The organism is Bacillus sp. ok061 (assembly GCF_900108285.1).
Lineage (GTDB): Bacteria > Bacillota > Bacilli > Bacillales > Bacillaceae_G > Bacillus_A > Bacillus_A thuringiensis_S.
This window is the reverse complement of record NZ_FNUW01000003.1, coordinates 195,866-211,153: the sequence shown is the minus strand read 5'-3', so window position 1 is coordinate 211,153 and position 15,288 is coordinate 195,866. Positions and strand designations below refer to the sequence as shown.

The following is a 15,288-nucleotide window of genomic DNA, read 5'->3' as shown; positions in this document are numbered from 1 at the left end:
CATATTTTTAATATGAAGGGCCTGCTATTTTATGTTGAAAAGAGTGGGATAATTATACATAAAGTATTATAAAATATAAAATTTATTTTTATCTGATAATTTAGAAAAATAAAAAAATAATTTTTTTTGGCACTTTAGTAAGGAAAATAGACAATATAAAACGTTTACAAAGATATATTTTTTAACAGAAAATTTTAATGAAATAGAAATATAAATATACAAAAAAAATATTTGTGTGTATAATATGAATTATTAGAACATATATACATTTCTTTCTGTTTGAAAATAAAAGGGCTAACATTTTTTTGGAGGGTGGAAGTATGAAAAAAAAGATACCAGTTTTTGTAGCATCAACAGTAGCGATGAGCATGATGTTAGGGGCATGTAGCTACCAAAAAGATGAACCGCAAGCAAACGCAAAAGGGGATAGCGGGAAAAGCGGTGCGAAGCAAGTTATTAATCTAACAGAAGTGTCTGAAATTCCGACAATGGATACAACACTTGCCTCGGATGCTGCTTCTTCAAAAGTTATGAATAATACAATGGAAGGGCTATATCGACTTGGGAAAGGAGATAAGTTAGTTCCAGGGGTAGCGAAATCCCATACGAAATCTGAAGATGGCAAAAAATATACATTTAAATTGCGTGAAGACGCTAAATGGTCGAATGGTGATTCTGTAACAGCAAAAGATTTTGTATATGCATGGCAAAGAGCTGTTAACCCTGATACGGCAGCAAAATCAGGATATATTATGCTAGATGTGAAAAATGCAGAGAAAATTAATAAAAGAGAGCTATCACCGGATCAATTAGGTGTAAAAGCGATAGATGATTATACATTAGAAGTTGAATTGGATAATCCAGTTCCATATTTTCTCAATTTAACGGTATATCCACTATTTTTCCCATTAAATGAGAAGTATATGAAAGAACAGGGAGAAAAATTTGGTTTGGAAGCAAATACAACTTTGTATAACGGTCCATTTGTATTAAATGAATGGAAACATGAACAAAGTTTCCAATTAAAGAAAAATCCAAATTATTGGGATCAAAAAGAAGTGAAATTAGAAGAAGTTAACTTTAATGTTGTAAAAGATACAGGAGCAGCTGTTAATTTGTATAATACGAATGCGATTGACAGAGTTGGTTTATCAGCGGAATTAGTTGATAAGTATAAAGGACAAAAAGACTTTAAAACAATTAATGATCCAACTGTATTCTTCTTGCGTTTTAATCAAAAAAATCCGGCTTTAGCTAACAAAAATATTCGTAAGGCTATTTCTAGTGCATACGATCGAGATGGTATTGGAGAGGTTATTTTAAACAACGGTTCTAAGGGAGCTTATGGTTTAGTACCATCTGATTTTGTTAAAGGGCCAGATAAGCAAGATTTCAGAAAAGAAAATGGAAAGCTTTCGAAAGTCGATGTGAAAGAAGCGAAAAAATTCTGGGAAGCAGGCAAGAAAGAATTAGGTAAGGATAAAATAGAACTAGAATTTTTAAACTTTGATAATGAAGAATCTAAGAAAATTGGTGAGTATGTAAAGGGAGAATTAGAAAAGAATTTACCAGGTCTAACAGTAACAATTAAGATGCAACCATTTGCACAAAAATTAAAACTTGAAGATAGTGGACAGTTTGATATTTCATTTACTGGATGGGGACCTGATTTCCCTGATGCAATCACATTCCTTGATATGTTTATAACAGATGGTTCACAAAATAAAATGGCTTATTCTAATGCTCAGTATGATGACATTATTAAAAAGGCAAAGCAAGAAGGCTCAGATGTAAAAGGACGTTGGGATGAACTGTTAAAAGCAGAGAAAATTTTATTTGAGGATGCAGCAATTGCGCCGGTATTCCAACGTGGCAGATCTATATTAGAAAGAGAAACGATTAAAGATGTGTATATCCACAAATATGGCGGTGAATTAAGCTTTAAATGGGCATCCGTAGGGAAATAAAAAAAGCAGGCTAACCACCTGCTTTTTTTTAATACGTGCGTTTCTTATAAATGCCTTTTCCGCCAACTTGATTCCAGCCGGATTGTACATCCAAACTTTTGTTAACAAACTTCATTTTTTCTTTTCCGCCAAAGAGCTTTTCCCCGATGCTATTTGTAATGACACCAATCAATGCTGTTATTCCGATGATGAGGGCAGCAACCGTAATAAAATCAATAAAAAAAGCAATCATTTGCAAACTCCCCCTTTGCCTGTCTGTATGTTTATTGTATGAGATAAAAAATAAAAAAGAAAGAAATGTCAGAAAAAAATTAATTTACTTTAGAAATCGTGTGGACAGGAGGGAGAATGTTTGTTAAAATAAGAACAAACGTTCCTTTCCATTCTCATTTGTATAGTCTTACATTTCTTAATTGATTTATCAGGAAAAAGTAAGAAAACGTTCTCTTTTTCATAGGGAAGATTATAGATAAATAACTATATATTATATGAAAAATCTAGAGGAAGTGAGTATTGAAAGGGTTGAAAGTTATTGTTCAAGTACAGCTAAATTGAGTGTAATCATGTTACATAGCAGTGGAATACACGGAAGAGTTTTCTCAACTAGCAGGAAATTTACTGTATATTTCTTGCAAAATCTATTGTATAATGATTATAGAAGTTACTTATTAAAAGTAATTGTTGTTTATTATAAGTTGTTGCTTACATGAAATGCGATTTTTGTACTTTTCAATAAGACAAGTTATCGCGAAAAATTGCTGAAGTTAGAAATTAAAACTGTATTTAGTACAGAATTTGTACTCTTTAAGGAGAGTGAGCTTTGTATGGTAACATTATATAGTTCTCCAAGCTGTACGTCTTGTAGAAAGGCGAAATTATGGCTAGAGGAAAATCATATTCCCTATACAGAACGTAATATTTTCTCAGATCCATTAACAATTGAGGAAATTAAAGAGATTTTACGTATGACAGAAAGCGGAACGGATGAGATTATTTCTACTCGTTCGAAAGTTTTCCAAGAATTGAATGTAAACTTAGAATCTTTACCACTTCAAGATTTATATAAGATGATTCGTGACTATCCAGGGATTTTACGTCGTCCAATTATGATTGACGAGAAACGCCTTCAAGTTGGTTACAACGAAGACGAAATTCGCCGTTTCTTACCACGTACAGTAAGAACGTTCCAATTACGTGAAGCACAACGTCTTGTAAATTAATTATAATAATATGAAAACCTTCTACCTATTATATAGTAGAAGGTTTTTTTTAATGTTTCACATTGCGTAATCGAACTTGTTGTACAATAAAGCCAATGCATAAAATAGTGAAAATGAACAAATAAGGAATGCTTGCAGTGAAACTTGGGTTGTTATGAAAAAAGGTTGCAAGTCTGTCTTCATGTGTAACCATTTTTCCTGCAGTATAAGCAAGAATCGCTGCACCGCAATAAATGAGGAATGGAAATCGTTCCATAAGTATTAAAATAAGTTTGCTACCCCAAATAATAATAGGGATAGAAATGAGTAAGCCAATTATGACGAGTAAAAATCTCCCGTGAGCTGCACCTGCAATGGCAATAACATTATCAAACCCCATAACGAGATCCGCGAAAACAATTGTCCGCACAGCTTGGAATAAAGTTGTTTTTCCTTGAATAGCAGAAAGATCGTTGTTATTATCAGTTAATAAATTGACTGCAATTAATGTAAGTAAAACCCCGCCAATCAGTTGTAGAAATGGAATGTCGAGTAAATAGACAGCTAATATAGTAAGGGCAATTCTTAGTACGATTGCTAAAAGAGTACCAATCAAAATAGCTTTATTTCGTTTCGATTCAGGTAAATTTCGGCTAGCTAGTGCGATGACGATTGCATTGTCACCACCTAATACAACATCGATACCGACAATCATTAGTACGGATGTTAAAAACTCTAAGTCCATTCGTCTGCCTCCATTTATAATGTTTTAATAAGCGAACTGTATGTATGTGATGAAGAAAGTTGTTGTTAAATAATCTCTTCCAATAGAAGTTTCACTTTATTAAAGTGTACGGGGGAATGTGGAAATGTATGTCCAAATTTTTTGTAAGTAAGAAATCGCTATAATAATATATTTATGTAGTTGATCGAGTAAAGATAGGCATATAACTATTTTTGTAAAATAAATCGATTTTATTTCCATTCTGGAGAATCTTATCATAAAATGAGAGTACAAGAATCTATTGATTTGTCATATGAGTGGGGAATCCCTTCATAACAATTCTAAGCAGGAAGGGAGAGTTGTATTTTGGATATTGAAAGAATTAATGATCATACGATGAAATTTTTTATTACGTACATTGATATAGAGGATAGAGGATTTAATCGTGAAGAAATTTGGTATGATCGCGAACGAAGTGAAGAGCTCTTTTGGGAGATGATGGACGAAGCTCGTGATCATGACGACTTCTTTATTGATGGGCCGTTATGGATTCAAGTGCAAGCAGTCGATAAAGGGATTGAAGTACTTGTCACGAAAGCAGAGCTTTCAAAGGACGGACAAAAGCTAGAACTACCGATAGGAGTAGACAAAATTATAGATATTCCTCTAGATGAAGGCATCGAATCATTATTCCAACAAGAGTTAGTCGAAGAGGTAGAAGAACAAACAGGAACAAACTTTAATGAAGATGGTACGTTTGGCTTTTTAATTAAATTTAATGATTTTGAAGATGTCATTTCATTAAGTCATCGTCTTATCTTTGAAGATATAAAAGATGAGCTGTATTCATTTGAGAACCGCTATTATGTATATGTGGAATTCGATGAAGTGCTACATGATGAAGAAGAAATCGATCGTATTTTAAGTATTATTTTAGAATATGGGGAAGAATCAACTTTAACAATTCATCGTGTAAGTGAGTATGGAAAACAAATTGTGAAAGAGCATGCGCTTGAAACGATTCGCAATAATTTTCCTGCTAAAACGTAGGCCGATTTCTGTAGTATGAAATCGGCTTTTTATATGAAGAATAGGAAAGCTTTCTTAGTTAGGAGGTAAGAGATGAAAAATACGTTAAAGCTGATTTTCTTTATCCTGCTATTGTTCGCATTATTTGTTTCGTTACGTATGTTTATTGATGTAGCATTTTATTCAGATGTGATTGGGATAAAAGATGTTTCGATTTTAGGTATTATTAGTATTTTATTTACAGTATCTGCGTTTTTAATTGGTTGCGTTATTTTCTTAGAAAATCGCCATCCATCTAAAACACTTACATGGTTAATTGTGTTAGGAATTTTTCCGGTATTTGGCTTCTTTGCTTATTTATTATTTGGACAAAATTTTCGGAGAAAAAGAATGTTTCAAAAGAAGGCGTTACTTGATGAACAGGCGTTTTTACAATATAAAGGGCATGATGATTACGAAGAAAGAATTTTACGCAATCATAAGCATCAAGAGCTGTTATTTCGTTTAGCGGATCGCTTAGGCGCTTTAAATATTTCATTTCAAACTGAAACGAGGACATTAACAAATGGAGATGAAACGTTTCAGGCCATTTTAGATGGATTAAAACGAGCGAAACATCATATTCATATGGAATATTACATTGTGCGTGATGATAAATTAGGAACAGAAATTAAAGATATTTTAATACAAAAATCAAAAGAAGGCGTTGTTGTTCGTTTTTTATATGATGCGGTTGGAAGTTTTAAGTTATCAAAATCGTATATTGAAGAATTAAACGATGCAGGTGTCGAAATGATTCCGTTCTTTCCTGTGCGCTTTCCGATTTTAAACGATAAGATTAATTATCGAAATCATAGGAAAATTGTTGTGATTGATGGGAACGAAGGGTTTGTAGGCGGATTAAATATCGGTGATGAGTATTTAGGGAAAAGTAAATATTTTGGCTTTTGGCGAGACACGCATTTGTATTTACGTGGTGAAGCGGTTCAAAGTTTACAGCTTATTTTCCTTCAAGATTGGTTTTATATGACTGGAGAGGCTGTGCTAGCTCCTGAATATTTACAAGCAAAAGCAGTTGAGGGTGATCATTGGGGAGGCGTGCAGCTCGTTGCAGGCGGCCCCGATAATAAGTGGGAAACGATTAAGCATTTATATTTCGCAATGATCGCTTCTGCTCGGAAATCTATTTGGATTGCAACGCCGTATTTCATTCCGGATGATGATATTTTATCCGCATTAAAGGTAGCTGCGCTTGCTGGTATTGATGTTCGTTTGTTAATGCCGAGTAAGCCTGATAAGCGTACTGTCTTTTACGCATCGAGATCGTACTTCCCAGAGCTTTTAGATGCAGGGGTAAAGATATATGAGTATGAAAAAGGTTTTCTCCATAGTAAAGTTGTCATTGTCGATTCTGATTTAGCTTCAATTGGGACAGCTAATATGGATATGAGAAGTTTCCATTTGAATTTTGAAGTAAATGCCTTTTTATATGATACAGATAGCATTCGAAAGCTTGTTCAAGATTTTAAAGACGATTTAGAAGAATCCAGTGAAATTCACGTCGATCATTTTCATAAAAGGCGTCTTCATAGACGAATTGTTGAATCGACATACCGGTTATTATCGCCTTTATTATAAAAAGAGATGTCCGAAATTGGGACATCTCTTTTTTAAAAGGAATTTGTTGAAAATTGTAGAATATAAAGAGCTGAAAGGGTGTGATTACGATATTTATAGCTAAAAGAGAAAACGGAGAAAAAATTCATTTACTCTACAATTGTAATGAAGAGCTTTTGCGCCGTATGCGTCAACAGGAACGATTCTTTTGTGTAGCTTGTGGAAAGGAAGTACAAATGAAATTAGGGAAACAAAAAAGTTGGCATTTTGCTCATAAAAAAGTGGATTCATGTCTTGCCTTTTATGAAGCGGAATCTATGTATCATAGGCACGGTAAAGAATTGTTATATAGATGGTTCAAACGTCAAAACTTTCATGTAGATATAGAGCATTATCTGCCCCAGATTCAGCAACGACCAGATATTTTTATAGAGAGAGCAGGGAGAAAAATTGCGATTGAATACCAATGCGCAAACCTTTCTATAGAGCAGCTGTACAAACGAACCTATTTGTATTGGCGAGCGGGTATACAGGTCATTTGGATCATTGGTGGAAATCAATTGAAAAAGCAATCTGCATATTGGATGAAATTCTCCTCACTTATGGCTTTCTCCTTACAATCTTATCCTCAACCATTTCTTATTTTCTTCTGTTCCAAACAAAAATCATTTATGAAATGCGCGTTTCTCACTTCATTTTCTACAAGCGTCTCTTTCTCACATACTATATATTTACCAACTGAAACTACTACTTTTGAACTACTCTTTTCCCCTGTTCCTTTCCAAAAAGAAATATTAGACCGAGAATGGAAGCAACGAAAGGACTATTTTCGAAAAAATGCTTTGCCTATTTGGAATTATAATTATAAGTCACTATTACGCCTCTTATATCAATTTAAATGTACCCCAGCGAGTTTTCCTTCTGAGGTTGGTGTTCCACTCCCTTCTGGATTTGCTTTTCAAACAAACCCATTTATATGGCAAGCTTTTCTATATATGAAGTGTATAGGGGAGCTTGCAGTAGGAGAGTGTATTTCTCTTCAATATGTGTGTAGTTATGTAAAAAAGTATACGAAAAGGCGTATGCTCCCGTACTTTTCAAAGCATATATGGAAAGTAGCAGTTACTGAATATATGACATTCTTATGTTATACAGGTGTATTACGTAAAGTGGAGACTTATAAGTACCGGAAAATAAGGGGGATCGTTATGTTAAAAACAGAGGAGGAAGTTATGAAATATGATGAAACTTGTTTAGCGTATGCCTTATCTTTATTTGAGGCAAAGTACAACATGAGAGAAGGAAAAGGGGATATAATAAAGACTGATTGTGAAGGAATTACATAAGAAAAAAACGAATTGTACTTAAGTAGAGATAATTAAAGGAGGGCTTAAAGAATGTCTGAACAAAACAAAGCGAAAACATTACCAGATCGCAATGAGATTGAAGAAGCAAGTACGTGGCGATTAGAAGATATTTTCCAAACAGATGCAGAATGGGAAAAAGAATTCCAAGCTATTAAAGAGCTATTACCGAAGTTAATTGAATTTAAAGGGAAACTTGGTGACTCTGCGGACAATTTACTTGAGGCATTGCAATATGAAGATGAAATTTCAATGCGATTAGGTAAGCTATATACATATGCTCATATGCGTTACGATCAAGATACAACAAACTCTGTATATCAAGCATTAAATGATCGCGCAACAAATTTATATTCACAAGTATCTAGTAGCACAGCGTATATTGTACCTGAAATTTTGTCGGTTTCAGAAGATACACTGCAAACATTCTTGAAGGAAAATAGAGACTTAAGTGTATATGAACATGCATTAGAAGAAATTACACGTCAACGCCCGCACGTATTATCAGAAGCTGAGGAGGCTTTATTAGCGGAAGCATCTGAAGTAATGAGTTCATCAAGCAATACATTTGGTATGTTGAATAACGCGGATTTAAAATTCCCATCTATTAAAGGTGAAGACGGAGAAGAAATAGAAATTACACATGGTCGTTACATTCAGTTTTTAGAAAGTGATGATGGCCGTGTTCGCGAAGATGCATTTAAAGCTGTATATGAAACGTACGGGAAATTTAAAAATACATTCGCAAGTACGTTAAGCGGAGCAGTAAAACGTAATAATTTCAATGCGCGTGTTCGTAAATATGATTCTGCTCGCCAAGCTGCACTAAGCAATAATAATATTCCGGAAGCAGTATACGATCAACTTGTTGAAACGGTAAATGACAACTTACATTTATTACACCGTTACATCGATATTCGTAAGCGGGCATTAGGACTTGATGAGCTTCATATGTATGATTTATATACACCACTTGTACCAGAAGTGAAAATGAATGTGAAATACGAAGAAGCGCAAGACCTTTTATTAAAATCTTTAAACGTACTTGGTGATGAATATGTTGATATTTTGAAAGAAGCATATGAAAATCGCTGGGTAGATGTGTATGAGAATAAAGGAAAACGAAGCGGGGCATATTCATCTGGTGCATATGGAACAAATCCGTATATTTTAATGAACTGGCATGATAATGTAAATAATTTATTTACACTTGCTCATGAGTTTGGTCATTCGGTGCATAGTTACTATACAAGAAAAACACAACCGCACGTATATGGTGATTATTCCATCTTCGTAGCAGAAGTGGCATCAACTTGTAATGAAGCGCTTCTAAATGATTATTTATTAAAAACGACAGAAGATAAGAAAGAGCGTCTATATTTATTAAATCATTATTTAGAAGGATTCCGTGGTACTGTATTCCGTCAAACGATGTTTGCAGAGTTTGAACATATTATTCATAAGAAAGTACAAGAAGGACATGCTGTTACGCCAGACATGCTAACGGAAATCTACTACGATTTAAATAAGAAATATTTCGGTGACGCTTTAGTAATCGACGAAGAGATTGGTTTAGAATGGTCTCGTATTCCGCACTTCTACTACAACTATTACGTATATCAATACGCAACAGGATTTAGTGCAGCGACAGCTCTATCTAAACAGATTTTAGAAGAAGGACAACCAGCAGTAGAACGTTATATTAACGAGTTCTTAAAAGCAGGAAGCTCTGATTATCCAATTGAAGTGCTGAAAAAAGCAGGAGTAGATATGGCATCTCCTGAACCAGTAAAAGAGGCACTACAAGTATTTGAAGAGAAATTAAATGAATTAGAAGCATTATTATTTGAAGAAAAGTAATGAAAAAAGACGAGGGATTGTATCCTCGTCTTTTTTGTTGAATAAATTCAATGTCGATATTTGTCGAAAAAATAAGGTGAATTTCTTTGTTTTTTCTAACTGAAAGGATAGTTTTACAGCTGATTTTTGAAATTAAAACCCTTTGAATCTTTTTTTATGATTGAAATAAGAGAGAGTGATAACGATGATTCCGAATAAAAGAGGTAAGGCAATAATTTTAGGAAAAGCTTGTAGTAGAGAGAGTATGTACAAGAAAAAGGAAACGATGACAGCTAGAAAGAGAAGAGCAATATAAGATTTTTTCATAAATAACCCCCCTAAATGCCCTTTTTTATAGCTTATTCAAAAATGAAAACGTTTAGAATGTGACAAAAGTGTGAATTTCGACAAAAAGGGTTGTCATTTGGCGTCGAATCTTGTAATATAATAAGCGTGAACGAATTCACATACAAACATATACCCCTTTGTTTGAACGTGAAAATTTCTCCCATCCCCTTTAATATTTTTATAAGCCGTAAAGAAAAAGACCTGGTGTTTACACCAGGTCTTTTTCTTTTACTATCCATTTCCAATAACGTTCGCATTTTACTTCAATCATTTGTACTTTTCGTTTCAGTTGTAATTTTTTAAGTTCGCGCTCAATTTCTTGCTGCGGACAGTCATAAATAAATGCTACTTCTTTTGAAGATATAAATTGTGTTGCTTCTAGTAATGCTTCTAAAGGTGGTAATGGTTCCGGCTCAATTTCACATTTTACAAGTTCTTTCAATAATTGTACGTATACATCGTAGGAATAATTTCCAGAGATTTTAATACCTTCTTCATCTGAGTTCGCATGAAAAAAGACGAGGGAGGGTATTTCTGTAATATGCATCTCATTCGTGAATTTCAAGTCACATTGGAAAGCTTTTTTTGCACTAGCAGAATGTAGATCTTTTTTAAATTCTTCTACATCAATATTGCTGTCTTTCGCACATGCAAGTAATAGTTCGCAGTCAGGGTTTGATACATTTTCAAGGAAAATGTATTCTTGGAGTTTTCGCAAAAACTTCGAACCTGCTTTTCGGCCTTGCAACTCCGCCGCCTTAATTGCCATCGAAACTAAATATGGTGTTGACGATGCTTCTTGCATATGTACCTTTCCATCACATGAAAAACCTTGTAAACTTGTTGTCTTTTCCCACACAAATCGAATATTAGCAGGTTTATTCCATTTGTGTGAGGAAGCGTTCGTTCCATCCACTTTTCCTGTTACGATATGACGAATAGAGAAGTATTTCCCGTATTCAAGCCATAGTTTAATAATAAAAGGCTCAATTTCCCAGCAATCTTTACAAAGTGGATCAATAAATAAATATGCTTCTACAGACTTATGCTCGCATGCGGAAGGAGATGGCATATTTATATGCTTTGCTTCCTGCTTATCCATTACACTTCACCTGTTTCGTTTGGAGTATTAACCATATGCTGAGCGGTTAATGCTAAACGTTCAAAAACAAACTCTCTTATATGACCATGCACTCCAGTATCATCCATTGCTTGCTCCATACATGATAGCCAAGCCTCTGCTCGTTTTGGAGTAATCTCAAACGGAAGATGGCGTGCTCTTAACATAGGATGACCATGTTCTTCAGTGTACAAATTAGGACCACCTAAATATTGTGTTAAAAATTGCTTCTGCTTCCTAGCAGTTTCTGTTAAATCTTCCGGGAAGATGGGAGATAAGTCAGGGTGTTTACTGACATAGGAATAAAATGTATCTACTAATATTGCAATGCATTGTTCACCGCCAATTGCTTCAAATGGTGTCATCGGTTGCTTGCTCATCCTTTATAAACTCCTTTTTCCATGAAATGTATATCTATTGTAGCAATGGAATGTTCGAGAGGGCAAATAAACAGCCTTCTCAAACATTCTTTGCTTATTCTACGGGTGTAAACTTTTTTAGTAAGATGTATCCACTAGTGAAACATATTCACTAGTGGAATTTTCACTTTAGCGTGCTTTGTTTTGTTTGGCAAGGAAAAAGCGTTTTACTTTGTTATTTGTATGACGAACAGGTATGTTATGTTGCGTTAATAAATGAATAAATGCAGCTTTTCCTGTTTCTTCATCTTGCACTTCAAATTCAATTTCATAATCATCGTGATTGTAATAGAAACTATGATCAAAGACAAGCGTTCCGCCTTTAAATAATGCTTCGGCTCTTTCTGTTGTTAAACTACCCATATATGTTAAAGCGGAAACAGGAATTTGTAATTTGTGTAGTTGATTTACTACTGCTCCTTGAATGATTGTGTTTGTTTCCATCATCATTTTTGCTTCGTCTTCTGTTACGACTTGATGCGTTTCTAATAAGCCGATTTCTGCAGGTTGTTTCAGCGTTAACGTATAAGTTTCTCCTTTATGACGAATACGAAGTGCAGAGCCAGTTTCTTTTAACGAGAAGTCAGGTGTTTCAAAGTAGTGATTCACTTGTTTCGTAAATGCTTCAATGGAAAACGATTTACATAATATATCGAATTCTTCTTTTGTAACGATATTTTTGAATTCAATTTCAATTTCTTGTGTCATTGTATAATCTCCTTTTGAAAAATAATTCTTTACACATTATCGCTTTTTCATAAATTTGGTTCAATGTTTTATTTGTTTGCGTCCATGTTATGATACAATAATACTGTTAAGTAAGACAGGAAGTTGAGATGGAGGAGTTCGAGCATGCAAAATAAAATTCAAGTTAAGAGCGTAGAAACGAGAGAGAATGCGCTTATTTTTTGTGCGGAAAATAGTGAAATAGAGGTAAAGGAGCTAAGTGCGCGTAATCACGTACTTGTAGACTCAGACAATTTATCATTTTTATATATTTTAGAAAACGAATCATCTTTCATTTATGTAAGTATTCCGCACACATGCTGGGAAGCAATGCATGAAGCGATGAATAAAGATATGGTAATGTTCATTCGCGTGAATGACATTGAAATGGAATTAGAAGGATTAAAAGAAGAAGTAGAATATTTAGTTGAAAATATTGAAGGTAATGCAAATTACGGAGAAGAACTAGTAACTGCTGTAGAAAAAGTATTTCTATAAGCAAATGGATTGATTTTGGTGGTGGTTGAAATGAATCGAAATTGGGAAGAATTTTTAGCACCTTACCACCAAGCGGTGGCAGAGCTGAAAGTGAAATTAAAAGGAATGCGTACGCAGTTTGCAATGTTGACGGAGCATTCCCCAATTGAGTTTGTAACTGGACGAGTGAAATCAGTTGCGAGTATTATTGATAAAGCGGAGAAGAGAAATGTACCGCTAGACCGGCTTAGAGAAGATATGCAAGACATTGCGGGCCTTCGAATGATGTGTCAATTTGTTGATGAGATTAAGCCTGTTGTAGAGTATCTTCGAAAACGAAATGACTTTGAAATCGTGGAAGAACGTGATTATGTCACGCAAAAGAAAGATAGCGGCTACCGCTCTTATCACGTTGTCATTAGTTACCCTGTTCAAACGATTCAGGGGGAAAAAAAAGTATTGGTAGAAATCCAAATACGCACGCTAGCAATGAACTTTTGGGCAACAATTGAGCATTCTTTAAATTATAAATATAGTGGACGTTTTCCTGAAGATATTAAAATACGCTTGCAACGTGCAGCGGAAGCGGCGTTTTTATTAGATGAAGAGATGTCTTCTATTCGTCTTGAGATTCAAGAAGCGCAGAAGGCTTTTTCAAGAAAGCAAGAAACGAAAGATTCCGAATCATAAACTAAAGGGTGTTGGGCGATGAAATTTACGATTATGTCAAAGGGAGATCAATCATCAGATACACTGGCAAGCACGATGAAAGAGTACTTGTTAGATTTTGGATTTACAATGGATGAAAAGGAACCCGATATTGTAATTTCTGTTGGGGGAGATGGAACGCTTTTATATGCGTTTCATCGTTATTATAATCGATTGGATGAAACAGCATTTGTTGGTGTACATACAGGACATTTAGGTTTCTATGCAGATTGGTTACCGACAGAAGTAGAGAAATTAGTAATTGCGATTGCGAAAACACCATTCCAAGTGGTGGAATATCCGCTTTTAGAAGTGATTATTCGCTATGTGAATGGAAGTAAAGAGTCACAGTATTTGGCGATGAATGAGGCGACTGTAAAAAGTGCAGAAGGTACATTAGTAACAGAAGTAGAAATACGCGGAGAATATTTTGAAACATTCCGAGGGGACGGTCTTTGTATTTCTACTCCTTCAGGAAGTACTGCGTATAATAAAGCGCTTGGCGGAGCAATTATTCACCCTTCTATTGAAGCGATTCAAATTGCAGAAATGGCGTCCATTAACAATCGTGTGTTTCGTACTGTGGGATCGCCACTCGTATTGCCGAAGCACCATACATGTGTGTTAAAGCCAGCTGCAGGAATGAACTTACAAATTACAGTGGATCATTTAACGATGGTCCATCAAGATGTGAAATCAATCCAGTATCGTGTCGCAAACGAGAAAGTACGATTTGTTCGTTTCCGCCCGTTCCCGTTCTGGAAACGAGTTCGTGACTCGTTTGTTGCAGATAAATAGAAAGGGTTATATATTTGAACAGATTTACATTGAAATGGGATATAGGGCTGGCTGAAGAGGGGATTTTAGTTAGGGAATTCTTGAAAACGAAAGGTATTTCTAAAGCCGCTTTAACGGATATAAAGTTTCACGGCGGGGCAATTGAAGTAAATGGTCAACATGCGAGTGTTCGTCATCGGTTGCGCGCTAGTGAAGAATTACGTATTTTTTTTCCAGTGGAGGAAAGAAGTGAAGGGATGATTGCAGAAGATATCCCTTTATGTATTGTATATGAAGATGATGCGGTTCTTATCATTGATAAAGAGGCGAACATGTCAACGATTCCGTCTAGAGAACATCCGACAGGGAGTGTTGCCAATGCGCTTTTATCTCATTATGATAAGCAGTATCTTGCAAGTACAGTGCACATTGTAACACGGTTAGATCGTGATACTTCAGGGCTTATGCTTATTGCAAAAAATCGTTTCGTGCATCATCTTTTATCGAAGCAGCATCAACAAAAAGCTGTGAAACGAACGTATGAAGCAATTGTTCACGGTGAGATGGTAGAACGAGAAGGAATGATTGATGCACCAATTGGTCGGAAATCTGATAGCATTATTGAGCGAACAGTTTGTGAGGATGGACAAAGGGCAGTTACTCATTTTAAAGTAATTGGTAGTACATATCATAAGACACATGTAGCGCTGGAGCTTGAGACAGGAAGAACGCATCAAATTCGTGTGCATATGGCTCATATAGGACATCCATTACTTGGTGATAACTTATATGGAGGAAGAAGGGATGAAATGAAACGGCAAGCACTTCATAGTAAATCTTTGACGTTTTATCATCCTATTTTAGAGAAAGAAATGTCTTTCACTATAAAGATTCCAAGCGATATGCAAGCGTTACTTAGGAATGCTTAAAAAGGGAACAAAATTCTTATATTATAAAGAATTTTGTTCCCTTTT

General features: G+C 34.9%; 17 protein-coding genes. 11 read left to right on the top strand and 6 right to left on the bottom strand.

The genetic code is table 11. From position 1 onward, the window contains the following. Window positions 1-320: 320 nt before the first annotated feature. Complete coding sequence (locus C4S65_RS06140) at window positions 321-1,967, top strand: peptide ABC transporter substrate-binding protein (RefSeq protein ID WP_000727247.1); 1,647 nt, start codon at window positions 321-323, stop codon at window positions 1,965-1,967. Between the two features lie 28 nt (window positions 1,968-1,995). On the opposite strand, the gene C4S65_RS06135 is transcribed toward C4S65_RS06140, so the two are convergent. Further along, window positions 1,996-2,199: a hypothetical protein gene (locus C4S65_RS06135; protein WP_000559971.1), complete on the bottom strand. Its 204-nt coding sequence runs from the start codon at window positions 2,197-2,199 to the stop codon at window positions 1,996-1,998. On the opposite strand from C4S65_RS06135, the gene C4S65_RS35095 reads away from it, so the two are divergent. Next, on the top strand, window positions 2,126-2,326 hold the full coding sequence (locus C4S65_RS35095; RefSeq protein WP_085960139.1) for a dithiol-disulfide isomerase: 201 nt from the start codon (window positions 2,126-2,128) through the stop codon (window positions 2,324-2,326). The two genes, C4S65_RS06135 and C4S65_RS35095, sit on opposite strands and share 74 nt — an antisense overlap. Window positions 2,327-2,791: 465 nt before the next feature. Further along, entirely contained in the window at window positions 2,792-3,187 is a 396-nt protein-coding gene (spx, locus tag C4S65_RS06120) for a transcriptional regulator Spx (RefSeq protein WP_000258267.1), read from the top strand. 49 nt (window positions 3,188-3,236) lie between these two features. On the opposite strand, the gene C4S65_RS06115 is transcribed toward spx, so the two are convergent. Continuing rightward, complete coding sequence (locus C4S65_RS06115; protein WP_000362600.1) at window positions 3,237-3,911, bottom strand: TerC family protein; 675 nt, start codon at window positions 3,909-3,911, stop codon at window positions 3,237-3,239. A gap of 345 nt (window positions 3,912-4,256) precedes the next feature. Between C4S65_RS06115 and mecA the strand changes: the two genes are divergently transcribed. The 4 genes from mecA to pepF all read left to right on the top strand — a co-directional run bounded on the left by mecA (window position 4,257) and on the right by pepF (window position 9,760). Continuing rightward, complete coding sequence (mecA, locus tag C4S65_RS06110) at window positions 4,257-4,940, top strand: adaptor protein MecA (RefSeq protein WP_000350716.1); 684 nt, start codon at window positions 4,257-4,259, stop codon at window positions 4,938-4,940. Window positions 4,941-5,012: 72 nt separating this feature from the next. Further along, entirely contained in the window at window positions 5,013-6,557 is a 1,545-nt protein-coding gene (locus tag C4S65_RS06105) for a cardiolipin synthase (RefSeq protein WP_086405981.1), read from the top strand. Between the two features lie 80 nt (window positions 6,558-6,637). Beyond that, on the top strand, window positions 6,638-7,882 hold the full coding sequence (locus C4S65_RS06100) for a competence protein CoiA family protein (protein ID WP_000628325.1): 1,245 nt from the start codon (window positions 6,638-6,640) through the stop codon (window positions 7,880-7,882). A gap of 51 nt (window positions 7,883-7,933) precedes the next feature. After that, window positions 7,934-9,760 (top strand): oligoendopeptidase F, encoded by a 1,827-nt coding sequence (gene pepF / locus C4S65_RS06095; RefSeq protein ID WP_000003355.1) that lies wholly within the window; start codon window positions 7,934-7,936, stop codon window positions 9,758-9,760. A gap of 132 nt (window positions 9,761-9,892) precedes the next feature. Here pepF and C4S65_RS34290 read toward each other — a convergent pair whose 3' ends face one another. The 4 genes from C4S65_RS34290 to C4S65_RS06075 all read right to left on the bottom strand — a co-directional run bounded on the left by C4S65_RS34290 (window position 9,893) and on the right by C4S65_RS06075 (window position 12,334). Continuing rightward, window positions 9,893-10,066 carry a hypothetical protein gene (locus C4S65_RS34290; RefSeq protein WP_000750354.1) on the bottom strand — a complete coding sequence of 58 codons (174 nt, stop codon included), beginning with the start codon at window positions 10,064-10,066 and terminating at the stop codon, window positions 9,893-9,895. A gap of 229 nt (window positions 10,067-10,295) precedes the next feature. Next, window positions 10,296-11,189 carry a ClpXP adapter SpxH family protein gene (locus C4S65_RS06085; RefSeq protein WP_000360649.1) on the bottom strand — a complete coding sequence of 298 codons (894 nt, stop codon included), beginning with the start codon at window positions 11,187-11,189 and terminating at the stop codon, window positions 10,296-10,298. Next, window positions 11,189-11,587, bottom strand: a complete 399-nt coding sequence (locus C4S65_RS06080; protein ID WP_000043386.1) for a hypothetical protein — start codon at window positions 11,585-11,587, stop codon at window positions 11,189-11,191. Before C4S65_RS06080 ends, C4S65_RS06085 begins: the two co-directional genes overlap by 1 nt. Before the next feature lie 168 nt (window positions 11,588-11,755). Beyond that, window positions 11,756-12,334, bottom strand: coding sequence for a CYTH domain-containing protein (locus C4S65_RS06075; protein WP_000191113.1), 579 nt, complete (start codon window positions 12,332-12,334; stop codon window positions 11,756-11,758). 144 nt (window positions 12,335-12,478) lie between these two features. Between C4S65_RS06075 and C4S65_RS06070 the strand changes: the two genes are divergently transcribed. From C4S65_RS06070 to C4S65_RS06055, 4 genes are read left to right on the top strand one after another with little or no spacing between them, the layout of a single operon-like run. Beyond that, on the top strand, window positions 12,479-12,850 hold the full coding sequence (locus tag C4S65_RS06070) for a hypothetical protein (protein WP_001180015.1): 372 nt from the start codon (window positions 12,479-12,481) through the stop codon (window positions 12,848-12,850). Window positions 12,851-12,880: 30 nt separating this feature from the next. Then, on the top strand, window positions 12,881-13,519 hold the full coding sequence (locus tag C4S65_RS06065; protein WP_001081480.1) for a GTP pyrophosphokinase family protein: 639 nt from the start codon (window positions 12,881-12,883) through the stop codon (window positions 13,517-13,519). An 18-nt stretch (window positions 13,520-13,537) separates the two neighbouring features. After that, window positions 13,538-14,335, top strand: a complete 798-nt coding sequence (locus tag C4S65_RS06060; protein WP_000673196.1) for an NAD kinase — start codon at window positions 13,538-13,540, stop codon at window positions 14,333-14,335. Between the two features lie 14 nt (window positions 14,336-14,349). After that, a complete protein-coding gene (locus tag C4S65_RS06055; protein ID WP_086405982.1) occupies window positions 14,350-15,243 on the top strand; it encodes an RluA family pseudouridine synthase in 894 nt (297 codons plus the stop codon). Window positions 15,244-15,288 lie beyond the last annotated feature (45 nt).

Excerpts from the sequence above, each read along its gene's own strand:
- C4S65_RS06140 (WP_000727247.1), top strand. The coding sequence starts at position 321 with ATGAAAAAAAAGATACCAGTTTTTGTAGCATCAACAGTAGCGATGAGC.
- C4S65_RS35095 (WP_085960139.1), top strand. The coding sequence starts at position 2,126 with ATGACACCAATCAATGCTGTTATTCCGATGATGAGGGCAGCAACCGTA.
- C4S65_RS06135 (WP_000559971.1), bottom strand. The coding sequence starts at position 2,199 with ATGATTGCTTTTTTTATTGATTTTATTACGGTTGCTGCCCTCATCATC.
- spx (WP_000258267.1), top strand. The coding sequence starts at position 2,792 with ATGGTAACATTATATAGTTCTCCAAGCTGTACGTCTTGTAGAAAGGCG.
- C4S65_RS06115 (WP_000362600.1), bottom strand. The coding sequence starts at position 3,911 with ATGGACTTAGAGTTTTTAACATCCGTACTAATGATTGTCGGTATCGAT.
- C4S65_RS06105 (WP_086405981.1), top strand. The coding sequence starts at position 5,013 with ATGAAAAATACGTTAAAGCTGATTTTCTTTATCCTGCTATTGTTCGCA.
- pepF (WP_000003355.1), top strand. The coding sequence starts at position 7,934 with ATGTCTGAACAAAACAAAGCGAAAACATTACCAGATCGCAATGAGATT.
- C4S65_RS34290 (WP_000750354.1), bottom strand. The coding sequence starts at position 10,066 with ATGAAAAAATCTTATATTGCTCTTCTCTTTCTAGCTGTCATCGTTTCC.
- C4S65_RS06085 (WP_000360649.1), bottom strand. The coding sequence starts at position 11,189 with ATGGATAAGCAGGAAGCAAAGCATATAAATATGCCATCTCCTTCCGCA.
- C4S65_RS06080 (WP_000043386.1), bottom strand. The coding sequence starts at position 11,587 with ATGAGCAAGCAACCGATGACACCATTTGAAGCAATTGGCGGTGAACAA.
- C4S65_RS06075 (WP_000191113.1), bottom strand. The coding sequence starts at position 12,334 with ATGACACAAGAAATTGAAATTGAATTCAAAAATATCGTTACAAAAGAA.
- C4S65_RS06070 (WP_001180015.1), top strand. The coding sequence starts at position 12,479 with ATGCAAAATAAAATTCAAGTTAAGAGCGTAGAAACGAGAGAGAATGCG.
- C4S65_RS06065 (WP_001081480.1), top strand. The coding sequence starts at position 12,881 with ATGAATCGAAATTGGGAAGAATTTTTAGCACCTTACCACCAAGCGGTG.
- C4S65_RS06060 (WP_000673196.1), top strand. The coding sequence starts at position 13,538 with ATGAAATTTACGATTATGTCAAAGGGAGATCAATCATCAGATACACTG.